Below are 23,888 nucleotides of genomic sequence, written 5' to 3'. Positions count from 1 at the left end.
CCAAAAACGGCCTGTGACCTGCGGTGGGCGCGGACGGTTTCGAACCGCCGACATCTGCTTTGTAAGAGCAGCGCTCTACCCCTGAGCTACGCACCCGTGGATGAGGCCACAGCCTACATGGCGCACCGCGGGCTGCTCCAAACCGTTGAGGGGCGCGGGTGGGAGGCGGGGGATAGCCCCACCACGGGGACGGTGGGTCGCCGCATCGATTCGGGTGGGTGGGGGCTCGTAGCGTCGGGAGGGTCAGCAGGCAGGGAACTTCAGGGGGAACGATCGTCATGCAGTACATGTCGGGTGCGCGTCGTCGGGTCGGGCGGGTCGGGGTGGCCGTGGGCGGGGTCGTGCTGGTGGCCGGGGCGGTGAGCGGGTGCGGGAGCAGTGGGGTGGAGGACGCTCCGGTGGAGAGCAAGGCGTTCCCGTTCAGCGGGAAGACGCTCACCATCGCGTCCGACAACAGCTCGCTGGAGATCCTCGCGGCCGACGTCTCCGATGTGGAGGTCACCCGGCAGGTGGACGGGTGGGTGATGTTCGGGAGCGGGCCCGAGAAGGCGTGGGGGATGAAGGACGGGAAGCTCACGCTGAAGGTGGACTGCGACGGCCTGGCCGCCAATTGCGAGGGGCGGCACACGATCAAGGTGCCGCGGGGTGTCGCGGTGACCGTCGAGGACGGCAACGGGGGCGTGAGCGCGAGCGGTTTCACCACGGCGCTGAAGATCGATTCGGACAACGGCAAGGTGGAGGTCCGCGACTCCAGCGGGCCGCTCGATCTCCGGACCGACAACGGCGGGGTGGTCACCGAGCGTGTCACCTCGACGACCGTGAAGGCGGTCTCCGACAACGGCAGGGTCCGGCTGCGGCTCGACGCCGTGCCCGAGCGGGTGGAGGCGTTCAGCGACAACGGGCAGGTGGAGATCGATCTGCCGGGCGAGGGCGCCCCGTACGCGGTGACCGCGAAGAGCGACAACGGGGACGTCGACGTGTCCGTCCCCAGGGACGAGGACAGCGCCCGTGTGGTGACCGCGCGCAGTGACAACGGCAAAGTGGTGGTGCGTACCGCGAACTAACGGACCCGTGTGTTCGTCCTTCTGGTGGGAGTATTGACCCGGAACGGGCAACGTCAGGGCGGACACGGCACGGGAGAGGGATGTGACGGCGAGACTCGCGCGGCCGCACCACAAGCCAGGGGCGCGCGCCGTCCGTGACGTCTTGGGACTGGTGCTGCTGCCCGTGCCCCTGGTCGCCGTCGCGATGGCCGGCGCGTTCGCCGGGGGTGGTACCCGGCGGTGGTTCGGCGGCGGGCGCGGAGAGAGCCAGCGGGCCGACGCGCAGGCCGCGAAGGACGCGGCGGCCGCCGCCTTCTACGAGCTGGACACGGCCCAGCGCGACCTGCGGATCTCCATCGAGACGATCAGCGCGGTGGACAGCACCCCGGCGGCCCGGCAGGCGGTGGACGGCTTCGCGGCGCTGGGGCGGCGCATCGACGAGGTCAGCCACACCTACATCACCGCCGTCGACGCGCACGATCTCGACCGGGACGACCTGGAGGCGTCGGCCGCCGCCCAGGCGCGGACGGAGCTGAGCAAGGCGAAGGACGAGCTCGTCAAGGTCAAGGGCGAGCTGGACCGCTTCGCGCAGGGGCTCGGGCCGCTGCTGGACAAGGCGGAGACGCAGCTCGCCAGGCTGGCGCCCGCCGTGGAGCGGGCGCGACAGGCGCTCCTTGCCGCGAGCACTGCTCTCGACGCGGTGCGGGGCTCCGGACTGAGAGCGGATGATCTCGCCGCCCGGCTCGCCGCGCTCGGCCCGGAGCTGACCAAGCTCAACGAGGGCGCCGGCCGCCATGGCGTCCCGGAGACCCTCCAGCGGGCCGACCGGGTGCTGCGTGACGCGGAGGCGGTGCGGACGGAGGCGGACCGCCTGCCCGAGCGCGCCGCCGAGATCGACAAGCGTCTGGTGTCGCTGCGCACCCGTGCGCAGGCCCTGACCACCCGGGCCGAGCAGGTCGACCCCGTGCTCAGCGAGCTGCGCCGGCGTTTCACCGCCGCGTGCTGGCAGGACCTCCAGCCGGTCCCGGAACAGGCCGCGCTCAGCGTGCGCCGGGCGGAGGAGAAGCTGAAGGAGGCCGGCAAGGCGCGCGAGGAGCAGCGCTGGCCGGACGCCACGGCGCTGCTCTCCACCGTGCGCGCGCTGCTGAACAGCACGGACGAGGCGGTGTCGGCCGCGGGCGACCGTCTGCAGCGGCTGAACGCCGTGGCGAAGGACCCGCAGCAGGAGATCGAGCGGACCCGGTTCGCGATCCGGGACGCCCAGCGGCTGGCGATGGCCGGGCGGCACACCCCCGATCCCCGGCACGCGCGTCCGCTGGACGATGCGGTGGGCCGGCTGGAGCGCGCCGTGGAGGGGCTGGAGGGCCGGCACCCCGACTACTGGCACTTCCTGCTGGAGATGGAGGCCGTCCGGCGGACGGCGGCGCATGTGGTCGAGCAGATCCGCGAGGAACGCGGCGCCGGGCACTGAGCAGCCGGGGGCCTCTGCCGGGGCGGCGCCGGGCACTGAGCCCGGGGCCCCCGCCAGTGGGCCCGGAGCCCGGCGGACCGGGGTCTTGCGCGCCCGGAGCGCGGCGGGCCCGGAGCCCGGCAGACCCGGAGTCTTGCGCGCCCGCAGCGCGACGGCCCCGGAGCCCGGCAGACCCGGGGTCATGCGCGCCCGGAGCCCGGCGGGCCCGGGGTCTTGCGCGCCCGGAGGGCGCCGCGCCCCGCGCCGGGCAGCGAGCCCCGGGATTCGCCCGCCGGGCGGCCCTGACCTCCGGCGTTGTCACGACGGGGCAGGCGGGCGGATGCTGGAGGGAGCAGGTACGGGACCCGTACACGCCGGCCCGCCGGCCGGTGTAAGGAGGCCGACGATGGCCGGACACGTACTGCACCGCCCGCGCACCCGCGGATCCGCACCGGACAGGCCGGAGACCCACAACGCCCCGGACGCCTCGGACGCCCCGGACGCTCCGGACGCCGCCGCCGGTCACGCGACCGGACGAAGCCCGGCCCGGGACGCGTCCTCGCCCTCGTCCGCGAGCCCGCCCCCGTCGAGGAGCGGGCGGCGGGCGTGGGAGCGGAGGCAGCGCATCAGGCTGGACGAGCATCTGCCCGTCGACCACCGGCTGAGCCAGGTCTACCGCGTCGGCGCCGGTCTGATGGGGCTGGTGCTGGTGGTCTTCGGCATCCTCGGTCTGGTCAACCGGATCGGGCTGTTCGACATCGAGGGCGACACCGTCGCGGGACTGAACACCAACGGTGCGCTGAGCATCCTCTCCATCTGTGTGGGCCTGCTGCTCTTCGTCGGCATGGTGATCGGCGGGAACTTCGCCTCGACGGTGAACATGACGCTCGGGGTCCTCTTCATCGCCAGCGGCTTCGTGAACCTGGCGCTCCTGGACCGCAGCTTCAACCCGCTCGCCTTCCAGATGCAGAACGTGCTGTTCAGCTTCGTCGTGGGGCTGATGCTGATGTGCTTCGGCATGTACGGGAGGGTCAGCGCAACCCTGCCGCACGACAACCCGTACTGGATGGCCCGCCACCCCGAGGAGGCCGCGCGTGAGCAGCGCGCCCGGCGACGGCGCGAGGCTCTCGCGACGGAGCGGGCCGCGGAAGCGAACACGGGAGCGGGAGCGGGCGGCACGGCGGGACCGGCCGTGCGGTACGGCCGGCGCTGAGCCCCGGACGGGCACGGGGGACGGTAGGGCGCCCCGGCCCGGACGGGGGCACGGTACGGACGAGGCACGGCCCGGACGGCCCACGCGGCGCGGACGGCGCCGAGCCCCCGGCCGGGGCGTGCCGTGCGCGCGGCGGCGATCACCCCCGGACGGCCGTCCGATACCGGCCGCGTCGGCCACCTCCTGGTGGGCCGGGGGTGCCGGTAGCCTGACCGCATGCCTCGATACGAGTACCGCTGCCGCACGTGCGGCGACACCTTCGAAGTGAGCCGGCCCATGGCCGAGTCGTCCGCTCCGGCGGACTGCCCCGCCGGGCACGACGACACCGTGAAGCTGCTCTCCGCCGTGGCCGTCGGCGGCACCGCGGCCGGCGGATCCGGCGCGGCACCCGCCCCGTCGGGCGGGGGCGGGGGCGGCTGCTGCGGAGGCGGCTGCTGCGGCTGACCTCCCGCACACGGGGACGGGCCCGTGCACACCGCGACGGCCCCCGCACGGTCAGCCCGGGACGCCGAACCGGCACGAGCAGCCCCACGCACGAGCTGCCCGCCACGGCCCCCGCACGTCAGCCCGGGACGCCGAACCGGCACGGGCAGCCCGGCGCGCGGGCCGACCGCCACAAACAGCCCCGCAGACAGCCCCACGAGCAGCCTCACGCACGAGCAGCCCGCGCCACCCGGCGCACCGGCAACCCCCGCCTACGACCCCAGGTGCCGCAGCACCGCCAGCACACGGCGGGAGTAGCCGGTCGTCCCGCTGAGCCCGAGCTTGTCGAAGATCGCGTTGATGTGTTTCTCGACGGCGCTCAGCGAGACGTGCAGGCGGGCGGCGATGGCCGCGTTGGTGTGCCCCTGGGCCATCTCGGCGAGGACGTCCCGCTCGCGTGCGGTCAGCCGGGCGAGCGGGTCGGTGCGGGTGCTGCGGGCCAGGATCTGCCGGACGACCTCGGGGTCGAACGCGGCCTGCCCGCGCGCCACCCGGGCGAGGGCGTCGAGGAACTCGTCCACCTCGACGACCCGGTCCTTGAGCAGGTAGCCCACTCCCCCGTCGCCCGAGGTGAGCAGCTCGGTGGCGTACCGCTTCTCCACGTACTGCGAGAGCACGAGCACGCCCGTGTCCGGCCAGCGGGCGCGGATGTCGAGGGCGGCGCGCAGTCCCTCGTCGGTGTGGGTGGGGGGCATCCGCACATCGGCGACGACGACGTCCGGCGGGTCGGCGGCGACGGCCACGAGGAGCTGCGCGGCGTCGCCGACGGCGGCGGTCACCTCGTGGCCCTCCTCGGCGAGCAGGCGGACGAGCCCCTCCCGGAGCAGGGTCGAGTCCTCGGCGATCATGATGCGCACGGCAGCTCCGCGGTGATGGCGGTGGGTCCGCCGGCGGGGCTGTGCACCCCGAACCGGCCGTCGAGTGCGGCGACCCGCCGGGCCAGCCCCGTCAGGCCGCCGCCGGCGGGGTCGGCGCCGCCGGTGCCGTCGTCCTCGATCCGCAGCGTGAGCCGGTCGCCGGACCGGCCGACGCTCACGTCGACGCGGGTGGCCCCGGAGTGCTTCACCACGTTGGTGACGGCCTCGGAGACGACGAAGTAGGCGACCGTCCCGGTCTGGCGCGGCGGCGGCACGGGGACGGCCCAGTCGAGGCGCACCGGCAGCGGGGTGCGTTCGGCGACGGTCTCCAGCGCGGCGCGCAGTCCGGCCTCGTCGAGCACGGTCGGGTAGACGCGCCAGGCGACCTCGCGGAGTTCGACGAGGGCGGCGCGGCTCTCCTCGTGGGCCTGGCGGAGGAGTGCGTCGGTGCGGGCGGGGTCGTGGGTGCGGCGGGCACGGCCGAGGAGCATGCCGAGGGCGACGAGCCGCTGCTGGACGCCGTCGTGGAGATCGCGTTCGATGCGGCGGCGTTCCCCGTCGACGGCCTCCATCATCTCGGCGCGGGTGGTGGCGAGTTCGGTGATCCGGCGTTCCAGCGCGTCGTGCGGGCTGGGGCCGAGGAGGCGGCGGGCGAGCTGGTCCTCCAGCGCGACGGTGCCGAGGACCCCCTGGCAGGCGAGGAAGAGCAGCATCAGTCCGGCGAGGTTGCTGAGGGCCACCTCCAGCGGGTACCTGACGGCGGAGAGCCACCACACGTAGACGAAGAGGGAGCTGTAGGCGATGCCGAGGACCACGAGGACCGCCACCGCCCCGCCGAGTGCGCCGAGTGTCCAGCGGACGGCCAGGTACCGCAGTGCGCGGGCGTCGTCGGGGGCGGTGGCGATGCGGATGCCGAAGAACCGGGCGAGCCGCCTGCGCTCGATGCCGAGGAGCGCGGCGGCCACGGCGCGGACCGGCCTTGGCACGGGGCGGGTGGCGCCGGGGCGGACGCCGGCGAGCAGCAGGGCGAGGCCGCAGAGCAGGGTGAGCGGCAGTTCGACGAGGGCGGTCGCGGCGCCGAGCGCGCAGCCGACGGTGTGCCGGACCGTCCGTATCGCCAGGGTTCTCATGATCGGTCACGCTAGCGGGCGGTGCCGTGCGGGCGCACTGCGGAAAACCGCAGGATGCTGTGGGGCCGCCTTCAGGGCCTCTTCAGCTTCGGCTTTCTAGCGTTCGCCCATGGACACGCAGATGGTGAACGTCGCCGCCGACAGCGCCCCGGGGTGGGTCACCGGCCTGATGGACGCTCTCGGGGCGCCCGGAGCGGGCATAGCGATCGCGCTGGAGAACCTCTTCCCGCCGATCCCGAGCGAGGTGATCCTGCCGATGGCGGGGTTCGCCGCGAGTCAGGGGCAGATGAGCCTGCTGGCGGCGCTGCTGTGGACGACGGCGGGCTCGGTGGTGGGCGCGCTCGCGCTGTACGGGGTGGGCGCGCTGCTCGGCCGGGAGCGGACGATCGCGATCGCGGCGAAGCTTCCGCTGGTGAAGACCTCGGACATCGAGCGCACGGAGGCGTGGTTCGTCAAGCACGGGCCGAAGGCGGTGTTCTTCGGGCGGATGATCCCGGTGTTCCGCTCGCTGATCTCGGTGCCGGCCGGCGTGGAGCGGATGTCGCTGCCGATGTTCACGCTGCTGACGACGCTGGGCAGCGCGCTGTGGAACACGGTGTTCGTGCTGGCGGGGTACGCGCTGGGCGAGCGGTGGGAGGACGTGACCGGGTACGTGTCGACGTACTCGAAGGTGGTGCTGGGGATCGCGGTGCTGGCGGTCGTCGCCTTCCTGGTGGTGCGGGTGACGAAGGCGGGGGCCGGGACGCGCCGGCGCACCTGAGCTCGCGCCCCCGCCCCCAGCGGCCCGGCCCGGCGAGATCCGGCCCGGCAGATCGAGACACCGAGCGGCGCGGCGAGATCCCGCCCCGGCCCGGCAGATCGAGACACCGAGCGGCCCCGGCCCGGAGAGAATCCGGGCCGGGGCCGCTCGGCTGCGACGGCTCAGGCGCCGAGGCGCTCAGGTGCTCAGGCGCTCAGGCGTTCGGCTCGCCCGTCGCGTGGGCGGTGAAGCGGCGCAGGATCTCCTCGCCCGCGGCCACGCCCTGGTGGTGGAGGGCCTCCACGTGCGGGGCGCTCCAGCCGGCGTCGGTGAGTTCGCCGTGGCCGGGCTGCCAGCCGAGGTCGGCGGCGAGCAGCAGGTCCGCGTCGAGGAGGGAGTCGCCGGCGGCGAGCGTCAGCCGGGCCCCGGTGCGGCGGGCGACCTCGCGGACCGCGGCGCTCTTGGTCAGCGGCTTCGGCACCACGTAGATCTTGCGGCCCTGGAGGGAGACGGACCAGCCGCGCTCCCCGGCCCAGGCGGCGAGCTCCTTGACCCAGCCCTCGGGCAGCAGCGGCCGCTCGACGACGAGGTAGGCGAAGAGGTCCTCCGCGACGCGTTCCTTGCGCATCCAGGCGGGATCGGCGGCGACCGCGAGATGGGCGCGGATCTCGGCGAGGGGCGCGCACTCGTCGTCGAGGCGGGTGGCGACGGACTGGCGCCAGTCGCGGTCGCTGACGCCGTCGACGAGCAGATGGCCGCCGTTGGCGCAGATCACGTACCGGGGCGGGCGGCCGGGCAGGCTGATGCGCTGGTACTGCTTGCGGGTGCGGGTCGTGGTGGGGACGAAGACGGCGTCCTCGGTGAGCCGGGTGAGGATGCCGGCGGCGGTCTCCGTCATGTACGACAGGGGCTTGTGCTCGTGGACCTCGACGCACAGCAGCCGGGGGGCGTCCGCGTCCGGCATGGTGAGCGCGAGGGCGGCGTTGGAGTAGATCAGCGTACGGTCGAGGTCGCTGGCGACGAGGACGCTCATGCCGACACCGCCTTGCCGTCGGCGCCGGTGGCGCCCCGGGTGTACTTGGGGTGGATCAGCCCCACACAGGTGTATGGGAGTCCGTCGACCTCCTCGACGGGCACCCCTCTCTGTTCGGCGAGCAGCCGCACGTGGTCGAGGTCGGCGCCCGCGCCGCGCTGGGCGAGGATCTTCCAGGGGACGCGGCGCAGCAGCACGCGGGTGGTCTCGCCGACGCCGGGCTTGACGAGGTTGACGTCGTGGATGCCGTACTCCTCGCTGATGCGCTCGACGGCGGCCCAGCCCTCCCAGGTGGGCGCCCGGTCGGGGGCGGCGAGCAGGGCCGCGGCGTCGCCGGCGACGGCGTCCGCGACCTCGTCGAAGCGGTCGGCGACGGTGTCCAGGAAGTGGCCGGAGACGTCGGAGCCGACGAGCTCGCGGTAGAACTTGGCGCCGTGGAAGTCGTCGGGCCCGACGAGGTCGGCGCGCAGGACGGTGCGGGATATCAGGCCGGAGACGGTGGAGTTGAGGCAGGCGGAGGGGATGAGGAAGTCCTCCCGGGTGCCGTAGGTGCGCACACAGCCGCCGGGGTCGGCGAGGACCGCGATCTCCGGGTCGAAGCCGTCGAAGTCCCGCAGGGCTTCGGCGAGTTCGCGGGTGATGGCGCCCTTGCCCGTCCAGCCGTCGACGAAGACGACGTCGGCCGGGTCGTGGTGGGCGGCGAGCCAGCGCAGGGCGTTGGCGTCGATGCCGCGGCCGCGCACGATGGAGACGGCGTAGTGCGGCAGGTCGATGCCGTGGCGGGCGAGGGCCCAGCGGCGCATCAGGATGCCGACGGGTGTGCCGGCGCGGGCGAGGGAGACCAGGACGGGGCGGGAGCCGCCGGTGCGCCCGCCGGGCCGCGGGCGCCGGGGGACCTCGGCGAGCACGGTCTCGGTGACGGTGCCGACGGCGCGGGCGATCCGGGCGGCCGAGGTCTCCAGGGCGGCCTTGAAGAGCTGCTGGTACTGCTCGCTGGGCTGGTACTCGACCGGCAGGGACTCGGCGTAGTGGGCGCCGCCGCTCTGTATCGCCTCCTCGCGCTCCTCGGTGGGCGCCTCCAGTTCGGTGTCCGAGAGGTCCTGGAGGAGCCAGCCGACCTCGTCGGGCGCGTAGGACGAGAAGTCGGGTCCGCGGAGCGGCTCGGCAAGCATGGAGGCCCTTTCATGGGCGGTCGGTGACGGTGCGGCGGCCGCCGGCCGCGCGGCGGCGAGCGGTGTCCGCGCGGCGGCGGACGGCGGCTGCACGGCGGCGAACGGTGGCTGCGCCGCGGCCGGTGACGGTGCAGCGGCGGAAAGCGGCTGCGTGGCGGCGGAAAGCGGCTGCACGGCGGTGGGCAGCGGCTGCGTGGCGGCGGCCGGTACGTACGACGGGACCACGGCCAGCACGACGTGCGGGGTGTGCCCGGCGAGCTGGGCCAGCAGGCCGTCGGGGGCGTGGAGCGCGGGGGTGTCGGCCGCGGAGTCGACGACGGCGACCACGGCGTCGAAGCCGCCGCCCGCGACGTTGTAGGCGTAGCGCTCGCCGGGGCCGTCGGCGGGGTCGTCGTGGGCCGGGAAGACCAGCCGGCTGCGTATCGCGTAGCCGGGGTCGTCGACGGCGAGGACGGGCGAGCGGGTGGTGGTGGAGTAGCGCACCTCGGGGACGGCTCCGGTGTCCTCCAGCGCGGCCGCGAGGCGCAGCGGGGCGTACATCAGCTCCTCGAAGCCGAGGACGAGGACGCGGCGGGCGGGGCCGAGGGCGGCGGCCAGGGTGTCCGCCATGGCGGGCAGGGCGGCTTCGAGGCCCGCCCGGTGACCGGGGGTGAAGCCGTGGCGGCCGCCGTCGGGCAGGCCGTCGGGCCAGCTCAGGTCGATGCGGGACCGGGTGGCGCGGGCGGCGCGCTCGGCCACGGGCTCCGCGCCGCGGCCCTGGGCGAGCCCCTGCGCCCGCTCGCGCTCCTGCTCCCGTTCCTGCTCGGCGACGAGTGCCTGGCCCCTGGCCAGGACGCCGTCCGGGAGCCGGACGGTGCCGGTGGCGGTGGCCACCAGGTCGACGCGGGCGCCGATCGCGGTGGCGAAGGCGTCGAAGCGCTCCCGGTCGCGCCCGCCGCGCATGTCGACGAGGGCGACGATCACATAGCGCCGGCGCGGGTGGCGTTCGTGCAGGTCGCGGATGGTGTTGAGGACGGTGTTGCCGGTGGAGAACTCGTCGTCCACGAGGACGAGCGGGCCGTCGCCGGCGAGCAGCAGCGGGTCCTCGGGCAGCAGCAGATGGCTGGTGGCGTGGGAGTGGGACTCCTCGAAGCCGCCCGCCTGCGGGACGCCGTCCACGGGGCGGCGGGTGGAGTGCAGGTAGGGGGCGAGGCCGACGCCGTCGGCGACGGCGTGGCCGAGGCCGGTCGCGGTCTCCGCGTAGCCGAGGACGACGGCGCGGGCGGCCTCCTCGGCGCCGAGCAGGCCGCGCACCCGTACGCCCAGGTCGTGGCCCGTCCGCCAGACCAGTCCCGGGCTCTGCGGCACATGCTTGCCGAGGACGTTCGACACGAGCAGATGGGCCCGCTTCGGGTTGCGCCGCAGGGCGAGGCCCAGCAGTTCGGGGAGGCGTTCGTCGCCGTCCAGCCCGACTCCGAGCCGTTCGGCCACCCAGCTTCCCGACCACACCACGTTGTCGCCCTCTCTCATCAGCCGGCGACCCCCGCCGCCAGCAGGTCCACGAAGCCCACGTCCTCGGCGGCGACGCCGAAGGCCTCGGCGCGCTGGAGGGTGCGTTCCGCCCAGGCGCGGTGCGGCTTCACCTCGTTCATCTTGTTCGTGTACGCCGAGCGCAGCACCCCGCCGCCGTCCCGTTCGGGGCGCAGGATGTCGCGGGCGTCGCTGTACTCCTCGTGGCTGACCACGGAGAGCGCGTGCACCGGGGCGACGTGGGAGGGGTGGATGCAGGTCTTGCCGAGGAGGCCGTTGGCGCGGTCCAGCTCGATCTCGCGCAGCAGTCCGTCCATGTCGTGCTCGATGAGCGTGGTGCGCAGGTCCTCGGCGCTTCCCTCCAGGAAGGGGCTGCGGCGGAGCTGCGGCTTGAACATGCGCTCCTGGGCGGTGGGGAAGTACTCCCAGACCGGGCCGGTGATGGTGAAGCCGGTGCCGTCGGAGCGGCCGAGGACGTTGACGACGTCGGCGATGACGGAGGTGACGATGCGGACGTCGTAGGCGGTCATGTCGGGCGAGCGCCGCAGTCCGTAGGCCGAGCAGAAGTCGGTGACGCCGAGCCGCAGGGCGAGGACCCGGTCGCGGTACTTGTCGACGGTGTGGGCGATGCCGGTCAGGGTGTCGGCCCGGGTCTCCAGGTAGAGCAGTTCGGGGGACTCCAGCACGGGCATCGCGAAGAGGCGCCGCCCGCTCTCGGCCTCGGCGGTGGTGAGCGCCTCCAGGAAGGGGACGCCCCGCTCCTCGGTGAACTTGGGGAGTACGAATCCGGACAGCAGTCGCCCGGCGGGGCCCATGCGCCGGACGAGGTCGGGAATCTGCTCGGGGCGGCGGACGCGGACGAAGAGCAGGGGCAGCTCCGCGCCCCGCCCGGCGAGGTCGGCGAACTGCCGGACGAGGTTGGCCTCGGCGGCCTCCACGTCGGCGTCGTCGATGGAATCCTCCAGGCACAGCACCATGGACACCACGCCGCGCCCGGTCTGCTTGATCACGTCGTCCGCGAGCCGCGGCCGGGTGGCCGGGCTGTAGAGCGTGGCGCCGAGGGCGGCGGCGAGCATCCGGGCGGGCGATTCCGCACCGAATTCGGCCGGCTGCCGGTGGAAGAGCCGCTCCCGGACCGCGGGCGGGACGTGCCCGAAATGACGCATATGAATACCCCGTACTGCCTCGGCGGCCCTGACGACATGTGGCCGGTAATAGTACGTAAGGCGAGGTGTCCACAGTTCCCCGCCTGCATGACATTCAGGTAACCCGCCCCTTTCCTCCCCGCAACGCGGGGTGCGCCGATCGTGGCTCCCGGCGGCCCGGAGCCGCCCCCGCGTTGTCCCGGGGGTGCTCGGACAGGCAGGATGACGAGCATGACGCACACGATGATGAAGGGCTCGAACGTCCCTCTCGACGCCACGGCCGTGCGGGCCGTGCTGCGCTGGACACCGGGGTCCGGAGTGCCGGACGTCGACGCGTCGGCCCTGCTGCTCGGGCCCGGCGGTCGTGTGCGCTCCGACGAGGACTTCGTCTTCTACAACCAGCCGCGCCACCCCTCGGGCCTGGTGCGGCGGCTGCCCAAGAAGCGCGAGGGCGAGAGCCTGACCGACACCGTCGAGGCCGACCTCGCGGCGCTGGACGCCGGTGTCGACCAGGTCGTGATCGCCGCCTCCTCGGACGGCGGCACCTTCCAGCACGTGCGCGACCTGCGGATAATGCTCCACGACGCCTCCGTCGACGGCGAGCCGCTGGCCGTCTTCGACGTGCGGCCGGAGACGGGCGAGGAGACGGCGATCATCTGCGGCGAGCTGTACCGCCGCGGGGACGGCTGGAAGTTCCGCGCGGTGGCGCAGGGGTACCCGACCGGTCTGGTGGGCCTGGCGACGGCGTTCGGCATCTCGGTGGACGAGGCGGAGGCCGCGGCGGACCCCTCCTCGGCGCCCGAGCCGCCGTCCGCTCCCCCGGCGGCGCCCGCGCCCGGCTACGGCTACCCCCAGCCGGACGAGGCCGTGACCCGGCCCGCCTACGGCTACCCGCACAACGCGCCGCCCCCGCCGCAGACGGCTCCGGCGCCGGCCCACGGCTACGGCTATCCGCAGCCCGCCGCGGCGGCCGCCCACGCGCCCGACCCGAACTTCCGCCTGCCCCCGATGGGGCCGCAGTTCCTGCGCCGCTGACGCGGCGGACGGCCGGGGCCCGGCGGGCCCCGGCCGTCCGGCCGGTGCGGTGCGCCCTACACCCGGCTCTTGTAACCGCGTCCCCACTGGAGCCCCCATCCGTACAGCCGGTCGAGTTCCGCCTGGAAGCCGTAGACGAACTTCATCTCGCGGCGCACCACCAGGTCGCCCTTGACGTTCTCCACCGAGAACACGGCGCAGGAACGGGCCTGCGGCGCGCGTTCGTCGAGTTCGATCTCCACCCGGGGGCCGTTGCTGGGGTAGAGCGTGCAGTGGGCGTGGGTGCGGTCGAAGGCCGGGGTCTGGTCGTAGATGTAGACGAAGAACAGCAGGCGCTTGATCTCGTCCCGGTGGTCGAGGTTGACGTAGATCGTCTCGCCGGACGAGCCGCCGAAGCGGTCGTCGCCGCTGAGGCGGACGTAGGGGGACTCGTTGAGGCTGCCGAGGAAGCCGCCGAGCGGCTGCACGACGCCCTTGCTGCCGTCGGTCAGCTCGTAGAGGCAGCCCAGGTCGAGGTCGACGTTGACGATGCCCTGGGTGTGCGCCTGGACGACGTCGGGCTTGAAGAGGTTGAACGGACGGCGCAGCAGACCGCCCTGATGTGAGCGGCCGTCGAGGTCGGAGGTGCGCATCCGCCAGGAGAGGTTGACGCGCAGGTTGCCGGTGGCCGCGCCCTGCTTGGTCAGCGAGACGGACGGGCGCCGCCTCGAGAGCTCGATGGAGTTGGTCGCCGCGCTCCCCGAGTCGAACTGTGCCGCCCTGCCGCGAAACAGGTTGTCCCAGATGGCCATGCCCCACCCCACACAATCGGTCCGTCGTGCCCCACCACACATGCCACAGGGCGGTCGCGAGGCCGATGACCTCGCGACCGCCCCGTTCAGAGCGTTCCCTCCGGCCGGAGGGTGTCACACCCGGAAGTCGGTCACACCCCTGACGAGATTCCGGCCTTGTCGCCGGATGTCCCGCCCTCGGCCGCCGCGATGCGCTTGTTGCGCACCACGGAGGACCAGAAGGAGGCGCCGATGAGGATCACACCGAGGAAGCCGGTGATGAACTCGTTGATCTCGTAGCGGATGGTGACGAGCAGGATGCCGGCGAGGGCGCCGATCGCGTAGTGCGCGCCGTGCTCCAGGTAGACGTAGTCGTCGAGGGTGCCCTCGCGGACCAGGTAGACCGTGAGCGAACGGACGTACATGGCGCCGATGCCGAGGCCGAGCGCCATCCAGAAGATGTGGTTGGTGATGGCGAACGCGCCGATCACGCCGTCGAAGGAGAACGAGGCGTCGAGGACCTCGAGGTACAGGAAGAGGAAGAAGGCGGCCTTGCCGGCCAGGCCGACGGCGGAGACGGGCTTGCCCTCGCGCTTGGCCTCTTCCTCCTCCTCGTGCTCGCGCTCCTCCTCTTCCTCCAGCTTGTCCTCGAAGTAGCCGGAGAGGCCGCCGACGACGAGGTAGGTGATCAGACCGGCGACGCCGGCCAGCAGCACGGTGGCCGTCTTGTCGGCGTGGCCGGAGCTGGTGTGGGCCTCGACGGCGAAGTACATCGCGGACAGCAGCAGGGCGATCAGGGCGACACAGGCGGAGAGCATGTCGACCTTGCCGAGCTTGGCCAGCGGCTTCTCGATCCAGGACAGCCAGGTGTGCTCGCGCTTCTCGAAGATGAAGTCGAGGAAGATCATGAGCAGGAACATGCCGCCGAAGGCGGCGATCGCCGGATGGGCGTCGGTGACGAGCGCCTCGTACCGGTCGGGGTCGTCCATGGCGAGCTGGACGGCCTCGATCGGTCCGACCTTGGCGCTGATGGCGACGATCACGACGGGGAAGACCAGCCGCATACCGAAGACGGCGATCAGAATGCCGATGGTCAGGAAGATCTTCTGCCAGAAGGCATTCATCTTCTTGAGGATGCCGGCGTTGACGACCGCGTTGTCGAAGGACAGCGAGATCTCCAGGATCGACAGGATCAGTACGATCCCGAACGCCTCCCAGCCCCACTGCCACGCGGCGAAAGCAAGGCCGGCCGCCGTCACGGCGAACGACCAGCCGAAGGTTTTCAGAACCACTGGCTACCCAATCGTGTATTGGTCCCCCGAGTGAAGCCTGAGGGAGGTGCTCCCCCGCGCCGCACGCGGCTTTACGAAACGTTGACCCCGAAGTCTAGAGCGATGCCGCGCAGGCCCGACGCGTACCCCTGCCCCACGGCCCGGAACTTCCACTCGCCCCCGTACCGGTAGAGCTCGCCGAAGATCATCGCGGTCTCGGTGGAGGCGTCCTCGCTGAGGTCGTAGCGGGCCAGTTCGACGCCGTCGGCCTGGTTGACGACGCGGATGAACGCGTTGCTGACCTGGCCGAAGGTCTGGCCCCGGTTGTCCGCCTCGTGGATGGAGACGGGGAACACGATCTTGTCGACGTGCGCCGGCACCGCGGGGAGGTCGACGATCAGCGACTCGTCGTCGCCGTCGCCCTCGCCCGTGAGGTTGTCGCCGGTGTGCTTCACCGAGCCGTCGGGGCTCTCGAGCTGGTTGTAGAAGATGAACCACTCGTCGCCCAGCACGCGCCCGTTCTGGCAGAGAAGGGCACTGGCGTCGAGGTCGAAGTCGGCTCCGGTGGTGGAACGTGCGTCCCAGCCGAGGCCCACGAGGACCTGAGTGAGGTTGGGTGCGGCCTTGGAGAGGGAGACATTGCCTCCCTTGGCGAGCGTGACGCCCATGATGATGTGTCCTCCCCTGTGCGGTCTTTGTGCGAGGCACGTCCGGCGCCGCACGAAGCGTGCGGCGCCGGACGTGGAGTGCTGCGGCTCAGACGTTGACGCCGAAGTCCTGCGCGATGCCGCGCAGCCCCGAGGCGTAACCCTGGCCGATGGCGCGGAACTTCCACTCGGCGCCGTTGCGGTAGAGCTCCCCGAAGACCATGGCGGTCTCGGTGGAGGCGTCCTCACTGAGGTCGTACCGCGCCAGCTCGACGCCGTCGGCCTGGTTGACGACGCGGATGAACGCGTTGCGCACCTGGCCGAAGGACTGCTGGCGGCTCTCGGCCTCGTAGATCGAGACCGGGAACACGATCTTGTCGACGTCGGCGGGGACCGCGGCCAGGTTGACCTTGATCGCCTCGTCGTCGCCCTCGCCCTCACCGGTGAGGTTGTCACCGGTGTGCTCGACGGAGCCGTCGGGGCTCTTGAGGTTGTTGAAGAAGACGAAGTTGCCGTCGGTGGCGACCTTGCCCTCGGCGTTGGTCAGCAGCGCGCTGGCGTCGAGGTCGAAGTCGGTACCGGTGGTGGTCCGGACGTCCCAGCCCAGGCCCACGGTGACCGCGGTCAGGTTCGGCGCGGCCTTGGTCAGCGAGACGTTGCCGCCCTTGCTGAGGCTGACTCCCACGAGTCCCTCCATTGGTGTTCAGGGGCAGCGCCCCCGTCGTGCGTTCCTGTACGGATCTACGAAGGAATCCTAGTGACCGGTTCCCCACGGAAACAGACTTTCGCTCCCCGGTTCGTCCGGTGCGTGCGCCGGCGGCCGGTCTCCCCGGCGGTGTCCGGCGGTGGCCCGGGGGCCGTCGCGGCGGCGGCCCCCGGAGCGGGGCTCAGAGGGTACCGAGCGCCGCCACGTATTCGTTGAGGTCGCGGGCGTCCGGCAGGCCGTTGACGACCGTCCAGCGCACCACGCCCTCCTTGTCGATGATGAAGGTGCCGCGGACCGCGCAGCCCTTCTCCTCGTCGAAGACCCCGTAGGCGCTGGAGACCTCGCCGTGCGGCCAGAAGTCGGACAGCAGCGGGTACTCCAGGCCCTCCTGCTCGGCGAAGACGCGCAGGGTGTGGATGGAGTCGTTGGAGACGGCGAGGAGCTGGGTGTCGTCGTTCACGAAGGCGGGCAGCTCGTCGCGCAGGGCGCACAGCTCACCCGTGCACACGCCGGTGAAGGCGAACGGGTAGAAGAGCAGCACGACGTTCTTCTCGCCGCGGAAGTCCGAGAGCGAGACGGTGCGGCCGTGGTTGTCCTTGAGGGTGAACTCAGGAGCCTTGTCGCCGACCTCGATCGCCATGGAAACGCATCCCTTCAGTGGGCCGAACCGGTGAAAGCCCACCCTACGCAGTACGTGCCGGGCATGCGCGAGGCCCCCGCCGACGAGATGTCGGCGGGGGCCTCGCGATGCTGTCGGGACGCTCCGCGGTCCGCGGCGGGCACCGTGCCGCCTGCGGGACCTCAGCGCTTCTTGGCCGCCGCCTTCGGCGTGACCAGGCGGGTGCCCGCCCATTCCTTGCCGGCGCTGACGCTCTTGGTCTGCGACAGGCCCGCGGTGGTGGCGGCCTCGCCGATGTCGCTGGGCTCGACGTAGCCGTCACGGCCCGTCTTCGGCGTCAGCAGGAGGATCTGGCCGCCCTCTTCCATGTACGCGATGGCATCGACCAGCGCATCCGTCAGGTCCCCGTCGTCGTCACGGAACCAGAGCACCACGGCGTCGGCCACGTCGTCGTACTCCTCGTCGACGAGGTCGCTGCCGATGGCCTCCTCAATGGCCTCGCGCAGTTCCATATCGACGTCGTCGTCGTAGCCGATCTCCTGGACCACCTGGTCGGGCTGGAAACCCAGCCTTACGGCCAGGTTCGTCTCCGCGTGGTCCGCGGTCGCGCTCACGGCTTGCCTCCTGATCTTGATTCTTGGGAATGCCTGCGGCCACGCGCACAGGCGTGACGTTGACCGTAGTCCACACGGGCGGGCCCGATCGCGCAAGTACCCGGCCACAGGGACCGCCGAAACGGTGACGTTTGGGGCCGTCTCGGCGCAACTCCGCGCAGGAGCCGCGACCGCACCCCGGAGCCGGTACGCCCCTTTGATCACCCTTCGCGGCATACCTACCCCTCGATCCGGCAATCGGAACCGAACGGCCGAACGAAACGCATGAACGCCTTGGGCGTAAGGTTGCGATTTGACCGGTCCCGCACCGGGGCCCGGCGCCCGATGTCATGGAGTACGGGGGTTACCCCTCGGTAGAGGTGACGTACGCCTCCCCGCGGTACACGATGGAGGCGGTGCGACAGCTCGTCCGTCATCACGTCAGTGCGTCTTCCCGCCTCGTGTGGCGGCAGGCGCCCAACAGCGAAGGAATAGCGTGGCTTCCGGATCCGATCGCAACCCGATCATCATTGGCGGCCTTCCCAGCCAGGTCCCCGACTTCGATCCCGAAGAGACGAAGGAGTGGCTGGACTCCCTCGACGCCGCCGTCGACGAGCGGGGCCGCGAACGCGCCCGCTATCTGATGCTCCGCCTCATCGAGCGGGCCCGCGAGAAGCGCGTGGCCGTGCCGGAGATGCGCAGCACCGACTACGTCAACACCATCGCCACCCGGGACGAGCCGTTCTTCCCCGGCAACGAGGAGATCGAGCGCAAGGTCCTCAACGCCACCCGCTGGAACGCCGCGGTGATGGTCTCCCGCGCGCAGCGTCCCGGCATCGGCGTCGGCGGCCACATCGCCACCTTCGCCTCCTCCGCCTCCCTCTACGACGTGGGCTTCAACCACTTCTTCCGGGGCAAGGACGACGGCAGGGGCGGCGACCAGATCTTCTTCCAGGGCCACGCCTCCCCCGGTATCTACGCGCGCGCGTTCCTGCTGGACCGCCTCAGCGAGCAGCAGCTCGACTCCTTCCGGCAGGAGAAGTCGAAGGCCCCGTACGGCCTGTCCAGCTACCCGCACCCGCGGCTGATGCCGGACTTCTGGGAGTTCCCCACCGTCTCCATGGGCCTCGGCCCGCTCGGCGCCATCTACCAGGCGCGCATGAACCGCTACATGGAGGCGCGCGGCATCGCCGACACCTCCGACTCGCACGTGTGGGCCTACCTCGGCGACGGCGAGATGGACGAGCCCGAGTCGCTGGGCCAGCTCTCCATCGCCGCCCGTGAGGGCCTGGACAACCTCACCTTCGTGGTGAACTGCAACCTCCAGCGCCTCGACGGCCCGGTGCGCGGCAACGGCAAGATCATCCAGGAGCTGGAGTCGCAGTTCCGCGGCGCCGGCTGGAACGTGATCAAGCTGGTCTGGGACCGCACCTGGGACCCGCTGCTCGCGCAGGACCGCGACGGCGTGCTGGTCAACAAGCTGAACACCACGCCCGACGGCCAGTTCCAGACGTACGCGACCGAGACCGGCTCGTACATCCGCGACCACTTCTTCGGCGGCGACCACCGGCTGCGCTCCATGGTCGAGAACATGACCGACCACCAGATCCTGATGCTGGGCCGCGGCGGTCACGACCACCGCAAGATCTACGCGGCGTACGCGGCGGCGCGCGAGCACAAGGGCCAGCCGACGGTGATCCTCGCGCAGACGGTCAAGGGCTGGACCCTCGGGCCGAACTTCGAGGGCCGCAACGCCACCCACCAGATGAAGAAGCTGACCGTCGCCGACCTCAAGGGCTTCCGCGACCGGCTGCACATCCCGATCACCGACGAGCAGCTCGACTCCGGCCTGCCGCCGTACTACCACCCGGGCCGGGACTCGGAGGAGATCCAGTACATGCACGACCGCCGCAAGGGTCTGGGCGGTTACGTGCCCACCCGTGTCGTGCGGGCGAAGCCGCTGGAGCTGCCGGGCGACAAGACGTACGCGGCCGTGAAGAAGGGCTCCGGTCAGCAGTCGATCGCCACCACCATGGCGTTCGTCCGGCTGCTGAAGGACCTCATGCGGGACAAGGAGATCGGCAAGCGCTTCGTGCTGATCGCGCCGGACGAGTACCGCACCTTCGGCATGGACTCGTTCTTCCCGAGCGCGAAGATCTACAACCCGCTCGGCCAGCAGTACGAGGCCGTGGACCGGGAGCTGCTGCTCGCCTACAAGGAGTCGCCGACCGGGCAGATGCTGCACGACGGCATCTCGGAGGCCGGCTGCACCGCCTCGCTGATCGCCGCCGGCTCCGCGTACGCCACCCACGGCGAGCCGCTGATCCCGGTGTACGTCTTCTACTCGATGTTCGGGTTCCAGCGGACCGGCGACCAGTTCTGGCAGATGGCCGACCAGCTCGCGCGCGGCTTCGTCCTCGGCGCCACCGCGGGCCGCACGACGCTGACCGGCGAGGGCCTCCAGCACGCCGACGGCCACTCGCAGCTCCTCGCCTCCACCAACCCGGGCTGTGTCGCCTACGACCCGGCGTTCGGCTTCGAGATCGCGCACATCGTCCAGGACGGTCTGCGGCGGATGTACGGCCCGGAGGCCGAGGACGTCTTCTACTACCTGACCGTCTACAACGAGCCGATCCAGCACCCGGCCGAGCCGGCGGACGTGGACGCCGAGGGCATCGTCAAGGGCATCCACCTGTTCCGCCGCGGCGAGCAGGGGCAGATCCCGGCGCAGATCATGGCGTCCGGTGTCGCGGTGCCGTGGGCCGTCGAGGCCCAGCGCATCCTCGCCGAGGAGTGGAACGTCCGGGCCGACGTGTGGTCCGCGACCTCGTGGAACGAGCTGCGCCGCGAGGCCGTCGAGGCGGACCGGCACAATCTGCTGCACCCCGAGGAGGAGCAGCGGGTGCCGTACGTGACGCGCAAGCTGTCCGGCGCCGAGGGCCCGTTCGTGGCCGTGTCGGACTGGATGCGTTCCGTGCCGGACCAGATCTCGCGCTGGGTGCCGGGCGCGTACACCTCGCTCGGCGCGGACGGCTTCGGCTTCGCGGACACCCGCGGTGCCGCCCGCCGGTACTTCCACATCGACGCGCAGTCGATCGTGCTGGCGGTGCTGACGGATCTGGCCCGTGACGGCAAGGTGGACCGCGGGGTGCTGAAGCAGGCGATCGACCGCTACCAGCTGCTCGACGTGGCCGCGGCCGACCCGGGCGCGGAGGGCGGCGACGCCTGACCCGCTCGTGACGAAGGGGGTGTGCGGGGCCGCGAGGCCCCGCACACCCCCTTCTCTCATCTCTCCCAGACCTTGAACGCGCGGATCCGGTACGGCGACTCGGGGACCCAGGTGCCGGTGCCCGGATAGGTCTCGAACTCGCCGGTCTCGGCGCACTCCGCGGACTGGTAGGTGGTGACCGGGCGGCCGGTGCGGTTGGCGAGGGAGGCGGCGGTGGCGCCGCCGGGAAGCGCCGTGCAGCTCTCGATGTCGAGGCCGGACAGCTCGTGGACCCGGCGCGCGCCCTGGAAGCCCCCGGTGGTCCAGAGGCACAGCTCGCCGGCCCCGCAGGAGCCGAGGCGCGGCGCCGCGGACGGCGGCGGGACGGCCGGCGCCGCGGTGGCGGCGCCCACCGGCCCGAGGGCGGGCGGGATCAGGGCGGCGGCCACCAGGACCGCGGCCGCGGCGGTGCGGGCGGACGGACGGCGTGTGTGTCGGCGCATGGGTGTGTGTCGGCGCATGTGAGGGGACCCCCGTGCTGGTGCGGATCGGACGCTTCGCAGCGTGACCCGGGGGCCGGGGCGCCGGTAGGCCCCGCGTCCATGATCATCCGGATAGGCGACGGCCCCGCCGGAGGCATCCGGCGGGGCCGTCGTGGGCGTGCGGTTGACGCCGCCGGGGGCGTCGGCCGGGTCAGATGTGGCCGACTCCGGCACCGGCGTCCGCGTTCTCGCCGCGCTTGGTCAGGGTGGCGACCAGGGCCGCGACCACGGCGACGACGCCGGCGACGGTGAACGCCAGGCCCATGCCGGACATGAACGTGTCATGGATGACGTCACCGATAAGAGTGAGCAGGTCGGGCGTCATTCCGGGCGCCTGGGCCAGCTCGCCGGGGACGGCGCCGAACTCGGCGGCCTCCTCCAGCCGGGGGTCGGCCGGGACGGGGATCCCCGCCGCCTGCCAGTTGTCCGCGAACTCGGCGCTGACCTTGGAGGACATCACCGCGCCGAGGACGGCCGTGCCGAGCGCGCCGCCGACCTGCATCGCGGCCTGCTGGAGGCCGCCGGCCACGCCGGACAGCTCCAGCGGGGCGTTGCCGACGATGACCTCGGTGGCGCCGACCATCACGGGGGCGAGGCCGAGGCCGAGCAGGGCGAACCAGAGGGACATGGCGAAGGTGCCGGTGCCGTCGGTGAGGGTGGTCATCCCGAACATCGCGGCCGCGGTGCAGACCATGCCGCCGACCAGCGGGACGCGCGGGCCGAACTTGGTGATCAGCAGGCCGGCCAGCGGCGAGGAGACGATCATCATCGCGGTGAGCGGCAGCAGCCGCAGACCGCTGTCGACCGGGCTCAGGCCGCGGACGCCCTGGAGGTAGAAGGTCACGAAGAAGAGGCCGCCCATGAAGGCGAAGGCCATCAGGACCATCAGGACCGTGCCGGCCGAGAGCGGCACGGAGCGGAACATCCCGAGCGGGATCAGCGGCTCCTTCACCTTGGTCTCCCAGACGGCGAAGAGCACGAAGAGGATCACCGCGCCGCCGAGGCAGAGCCAGGTGTTGGTGCCGCCCCAGCCCCAGGACTCGCCCGCCTTGATGAGGCCGTAGACCAGGGCTCCCATGGCGCCGGACAGCAGCACGATGCCGGGGATGTCGAAGGAGCGCGGCGCGTTCTCGGCGCGGTGGTCCCTCAGGATCACGAGGCCGAAGGCGAGCGCGACGACGCCGACGGGCACGTTGATGAAGAAGACCGACTGCCAGCTCACGTGCTCGACGAGCAGACCGCCGACGATCGGGCCGCCGGCGGTGGAGGCGCCGATGACCATGCCCCAGATACCGATGGCCATGTTGAGCTTCTCGGCCGGGAAGGTGGCGCGCAGCAGGCCGAGCGCGGCCGGCATCAGCAGGGCGCCGAAGAGGCCCTGGAAGATACGGAAGACGATCACCAGGGCGATGGAGTCGGACAGGCCGATCGCGGCGGACGCGGCGGCGAAGCCGGCGATACCGATCAGGAAGGTCTGCCGGTGGCCGAAGCGGTCGCCCAGCTTGCCGGCCGTGATCAGCGCGACGGCGAGGGCGAGCAGGTAGCCGTTGGTGATCCACTGGACCTCCGACAGCGAGGCGCCCAGGTCCTTCTGGATGGCCGGGTTGGCGATCGCGACGATGGTGCCGTCCAGCGCCACCATCATCACGCCGATGGCCACGGCGAACAGGGTCAGCCAGGGGTGGCCGCGCAGTCCCTTGGCGGGTGCGGGCAGCTCGTCCCGGTGACCGTCCGGCTCTCGCGGCGCCTTGTCGACGGTGGTCTGACTAGTCATACGGGGAGGCTAATGTCAGCGACTGACAGTTGACAAACAACTTCGGCCGTCGGTAGGTGTCGCCTGGCTCACAGGTAGCCTGAACCGGTGGAAAGCGCGTAAAGCGCCGATGGACGACGGCAGAACGACGAGCAGGCAGCGCGGGCGGAGCAGGCAGCCCATGCCGCGTACGCCGCCGTGCACGCCGAGGACGCCGAGGAACAAGGACGGTGACGTGGCGGTCGAACCGACCGGACTGCGGGCCCGCAAGAAGCAGCGCACCCGGGACGCGCTGGTGCGCGTGGCCCTCGAACTGTTCACCGCCCAGGGGTACGAGGAGACCACCGTCGACGAGATCACGGACGCCGTCCAGGTCTCGCAGCGCACCTTCTTCCGCTACTTCGCCAGCAAGGAGGACGTCGCCTTCGCCGTCCAGGAGATGGTGGAGGCCCACTATCTCGACGCGCTGCGCGCACGCCCGCCGGGCGAGCCGCCCCTGGAGGCCATGCGCAGCGCGGTCTTCGCCGCCTGGGACACGATCGAGGAGGCCGTCTGCGAGATCGTGCCCCTGGACCTCCACATGCGCGGCTTCCGGATGATCGAGTCGACCCCGGCACTGCTCGCGGCGCATCTGCGGCGCTCGGCCGAGGCGGAGGAGCTGCTGGCGCGGCTGATCGCCGAACGCGAGGGACTCGACCTGGCGGCCGACCCACGGCCGCGGGTGGTGGTCGCCGCCTTCAGCGGGGTGATGCGGGTGACCGGGCGGCTGTGGAGCCAGGGCGAGGACTTCAGCCCCGAGGCGATCCGCCGGATCACCGAGGACTTCCTCGACCACCTGACACCGGCGCTCGCCCGGGACTGGGGCACCGGCACCGTCGCGGCGGGGGCCGTCCCCCACGCAGCGCACACGGAACCTCACCTTCCCGCGTCCTAATCCCCTCGCACGCGTGATCTGCCTCACGCTGTGCGT

General features: G+C 72.1%; 21 protein-coding genes and 1 tRNA gene. 8 read left to right on the top strand and 14 right to left on the bottom strand.

Features of this window, described 5'->3' with window-relative positions:
- Positions 1 to 24: 24 nt before the first annotated feature.
- A tRNA-Val gene (locus JE024_RS24290) sits at positions 25 to 96 on the bottom strand.
- 182 nt (positions 97 to 278) lie between these two features.
- Here JE024_RS24290 and JE024_RS24285 point away from each other — a divergent pair.
- The 4 genes from JE024_RS24285 (at position 279) to JE024_RS24270 (ending at position 4,150) form a co-directional block, all read left to right on the top strand.
- The gene (locus JE024_RS24285; protein WP_205375614.1) at positions 279 to 1,064 is read left to right on the top strand and encodes a DUF4097 family beta strand repeat-containing protein; all 786 of its coding nucleotides are present in this window, start codon (positions 279 to 281) and stop codon (positions 1,062 to 1,064) included.
- Between the two features lie 82 nt (positions 1,065 to 1,146).
- Positions 1,147 to 2,514 carry a hypothetical protein gene (locus JE024_RS24280; RefSeq protein WP_205375613.1) on the top strand — a complete coding sequence of 456 codons (1,368 nt, stop codon included), beginning with the start codon at positions 1,147 to 1,149 and terminating at the stop codon, positions 2,512 to 2,514.
- A gap of 604 nt (positions 2,515 to 3,118) precedes the next feature.
- Positions 3,119 to 3,706, top strand: a complete 588-nt coding sequence (locus tag JE024_RS24275) for a DUF4383 domain-containing protein (RefSeq protein WP_205376701.1) — start codon at positions 3,119 to 3,121, stop codon at positions 3,704 to 3,706.
- Positions 3,707 to 3,922: 216 nt separating this feature from the next.
- Complete coding sequence (locus JE024_RS24270; protein WP_205375612.1) at positions 3,923 to 4,150, top strand: FmdB family zinc ribbon protein; 228 nt, start codon at positions 3,923 to 3,925, stop codon at positions 4,148 to 4,150.
- A gap of 251 nt (positions 4,151 to 4,401) precedes the next feature.
- Here the strand turns inward: JE024_RS24270 and JE024_RS24265 are convergent, their stop codons facing one another.
- Positions 4,402 to 5,046, bottom strand: coding sequence for a response regulator transcription factor (locus JE024_RS24265; RefSeq protein WP_244883051.1), 645 nt, complete (start codon positions 5,044 to 5,046; stop codon positions 4,402 to 4,404).
- Positions 5,034 to 6,176 (bottom strand): sensor histidine kinase, encoded by a 1,143-nt coding sequence (locus JE024_RS24260; protein WP_205375611.1) that lies wholly within the window; start codon positions 6,174 to 6,176, stop codon positions 5,034 to 5,036. Before JE024_RS24260 ends, JE024_RS24265 begins: the two co-directional genes overlap by 13 nt.
- Before the next feature lie 109 nt (positions 6,177 to 6,285).
- Here JE024_RS24260 and JE024_RS24255 point away from each other — a divergent pair, with 109 nt between their 5' ends.
- Positions 6,286 to 6,936 (top strand): DedA family protein, encoded by a 651-nt coding sequence (locus JE024_RS24255; protein ID WP_205375610.1) that lies wholly within the window; start codon positions 6,286 to 6,288, stop codon positions 6,934 to 6,936.
- Between the two features lie 193 nt (positions 6,937 to 7,129).
- Here JE024_RS24255 and JE024_RS24250 read toward each other — a convergent pair whose 3' ends face one another.
- Genes JE024_RS24250 through JE024_RS24240 form a run of 3 tightly spaced genes read right to left on the bottom strand, consistent with a single transcriptional unit; the run spans position 7,130 to position 11,795 of the window.
- A complete protein-coding gene (locus tag JE024_RS24250) occupies positions 7,130 to 7,948 on the bottom strand; it encodes an HAD family hydrolase (RefSeq protein ID WP_205375609.1) in 819 nt (272 codons plus the stop codon).
- A complete protein-coding gene (locus JE024_RS24245) occupies positions 7,945 to 10,629 on the bottom strand; it encodes a phosphoribosyltransferase (protein ID WP_205375608.1) in 2,685 nt (894 codons plus the stop codon). The genes JE024_RS24250 and JE024_RS24245 overlap by 4 nt, the downstream gene beginning before the upstream one ends.
- Positions 10,629 to 11,795 (bottom strand): HpcH/HpaI aldolase/citrate lyase family protein, encoded by a 1,167-nt coding sequence (locus JE024_RS24240; RefSeq protein ID WP_205375607.1) that lies wholly within the window; start codon positions 11,793 to 11,795, stop codon positions 10,629 to 10,631. Before JE024_RS24240 ends, JE024_RS24245 begins: the two co-directional genes overlap by 1 nt.
- Positions 11,796 to 11,996: 201 nt before the next feature.
- On the opposite strand from JE024_RS24240, the gene JE024_RS24235 reads away from it, so the two are divergent.
- Complete coding sequence (locus tag JE024_RS24235; RefSeq protein ID WP_205375606.1) at positions 11,997 to 12,809, top strand: TerD family protein; 813 nt, start codon at positions 11,997 to 11,999, stop codon at positions 12,807 to 12,809.
- A gap of 56 nt (positions 12,810 to 12,865) precedes the next feature.
- Here the strand turns inward: JE024_RS24235 and JE024_RS24230 are convergent, their stop codons facing one another.
- From JE024_RS24230 to JE024_RS24205, 6 genes are all read right to left on the bottom strand, one after another.
- Positions 12,866 to 13,600 carry a TerD family protein gene (locus tag JE024_RS24230; RefSeq protein ID WP_205375605.1) on the bottom strand — a complete coding sequence of 245 codons (735 nt, stop codon included), beginning with the start codon at positions 13,598 to 13,600 and terminating at the stop codon, positions 12,866 to 12,868.
- 131 nt (positions 13,601 to 13,731) lie between these two features.
- A complete protein-coding gene (locus tag JE024_RS24225; protein ID WP_205375604.1) occupies positions 13,732 to 14,871 on the bottom strand; it encodes a DUF475 domain-containing protein in 1,140 nt (379 codons plus the stop codon).
- Between the two features lie 71 nt (positions 14,872 to 14,942).
- Positions 14,943 to 15,518, bottom strand: coding sequence for a TerD family protein (locus JE024_RS24220; RefSeq protein ID WP_205375603.1), 576 nt, complete (start codon positions 15,516 to 15,518; stop codon positions 14,943 to 14,945).
- Positions 15,519 to 15,606: 88 nt separating this feature from the next.
- Entirely contained in the window at positions 15,607 to 16,182 is a 576-nt protein-coding gene (locus tag JE024_RS24215; RefSeq protein ID WP_147986283.1) for a TerD family protein, read from the bottom strand.
- Between the two features lie 202 nt (positions 16,183 to 16,384).
- On the bottom strand, positions 16,385 to 16,843 hold the full coding sequence (locus tag JE024_RS24210) for a peroxiredoxin (protein WP_205375602.1): 459 nt from the start codon (positions 16,841 to 16,843) through the stop codon (positions 16,385 to 16,387).
- Between the two features lie 161 nt (positions 16,844 to 17,004).
- Positions 17,005 to 17,436: a DUF3052 domain-containing protein gene (locus JE024_RS24205; protein WP_205375601.1), complete on the bottom strand. Its 432-nt coding sequence runs from the start codon at positions 17,434 to 17,436 to the stop codon at positions 17,005 to 17,007.
- A 475-nt stretch (positions 17,437 to 17,911) separates the two neighbouring features.
- On the opposite strand from JE024_RS24205, the gene aceE reads away from it, so the two are divergent.
- A complete protein-coding gene (gene aceE, locus JE024_RS24200; protein WP_205375600.1) occupies positions 17,912 to 20,644 on the top strand; it encodes a pyruvate dehydrogenase (acetyl-transferring), homodimeric type in 2,733 nt (910 codons plus the stop codon).
- A gap of 56 nt (positions 20,645 to 20,700) precedes the next feature.
- On the opposite strand, the gene JE024_RS24195 is transcribed toward aceE, so the two are convergent.
- A complete protein-coding gene (locus JE024_RS24195) occupies positions 20,701 to 21,126 on the bottom strand; it encodes a peptidase inhibitor family I36 protein (RefSeq protein ID WP_205375599.1) in 426 nt (141 codons plus the stop codon).
- Positions 21,127 to 21,316: 190 nt separating this feature from the next.
- A complete protein-coding gene (locus JE024_RS24190) occupies positions 21,317 to 22,810 on the bottom strand; it encodes an MFS transporter (RefSeq protein WP_372449875.1) in 1,494 nt (497 codons plus the stop codon).
- 343 nt (positions 22,811 to 23,153) lie between these two features.
- Between JE024_RS24190 and JE024_RS24185 the strand changes: the two genes are divergently transcribed.
- Positions 23,154 to 23,852: a TetR family transcriptional regulator gene (locus JE024_RS24185; protein WP_244883050.1), complete on the top strand. Its 699-nt coding sequence runs from the start codon at positions 23,154 to 23,156 to the stop codon at positions 23,850 to 23,852.
- The last annotated feature ends 36 nt before the right edge of the window (positions 23,853 to 23,888 follow it).

Origin of the sequence: Streptomyces zhihengii, from assembly GCF_016919245.1 — a bacterium.
In the GTDB taxonomy this organism is placed as follows: domain Bacteria; phylum Actinomycetota; class Actinomycetes; order Streptomycetales; family Streptomycetaceae; genus Streptomyces; species Streptomyces zhihengii.
This window is presented reverse-complemented; position numbering and strand designations above follow the sequence as displayed.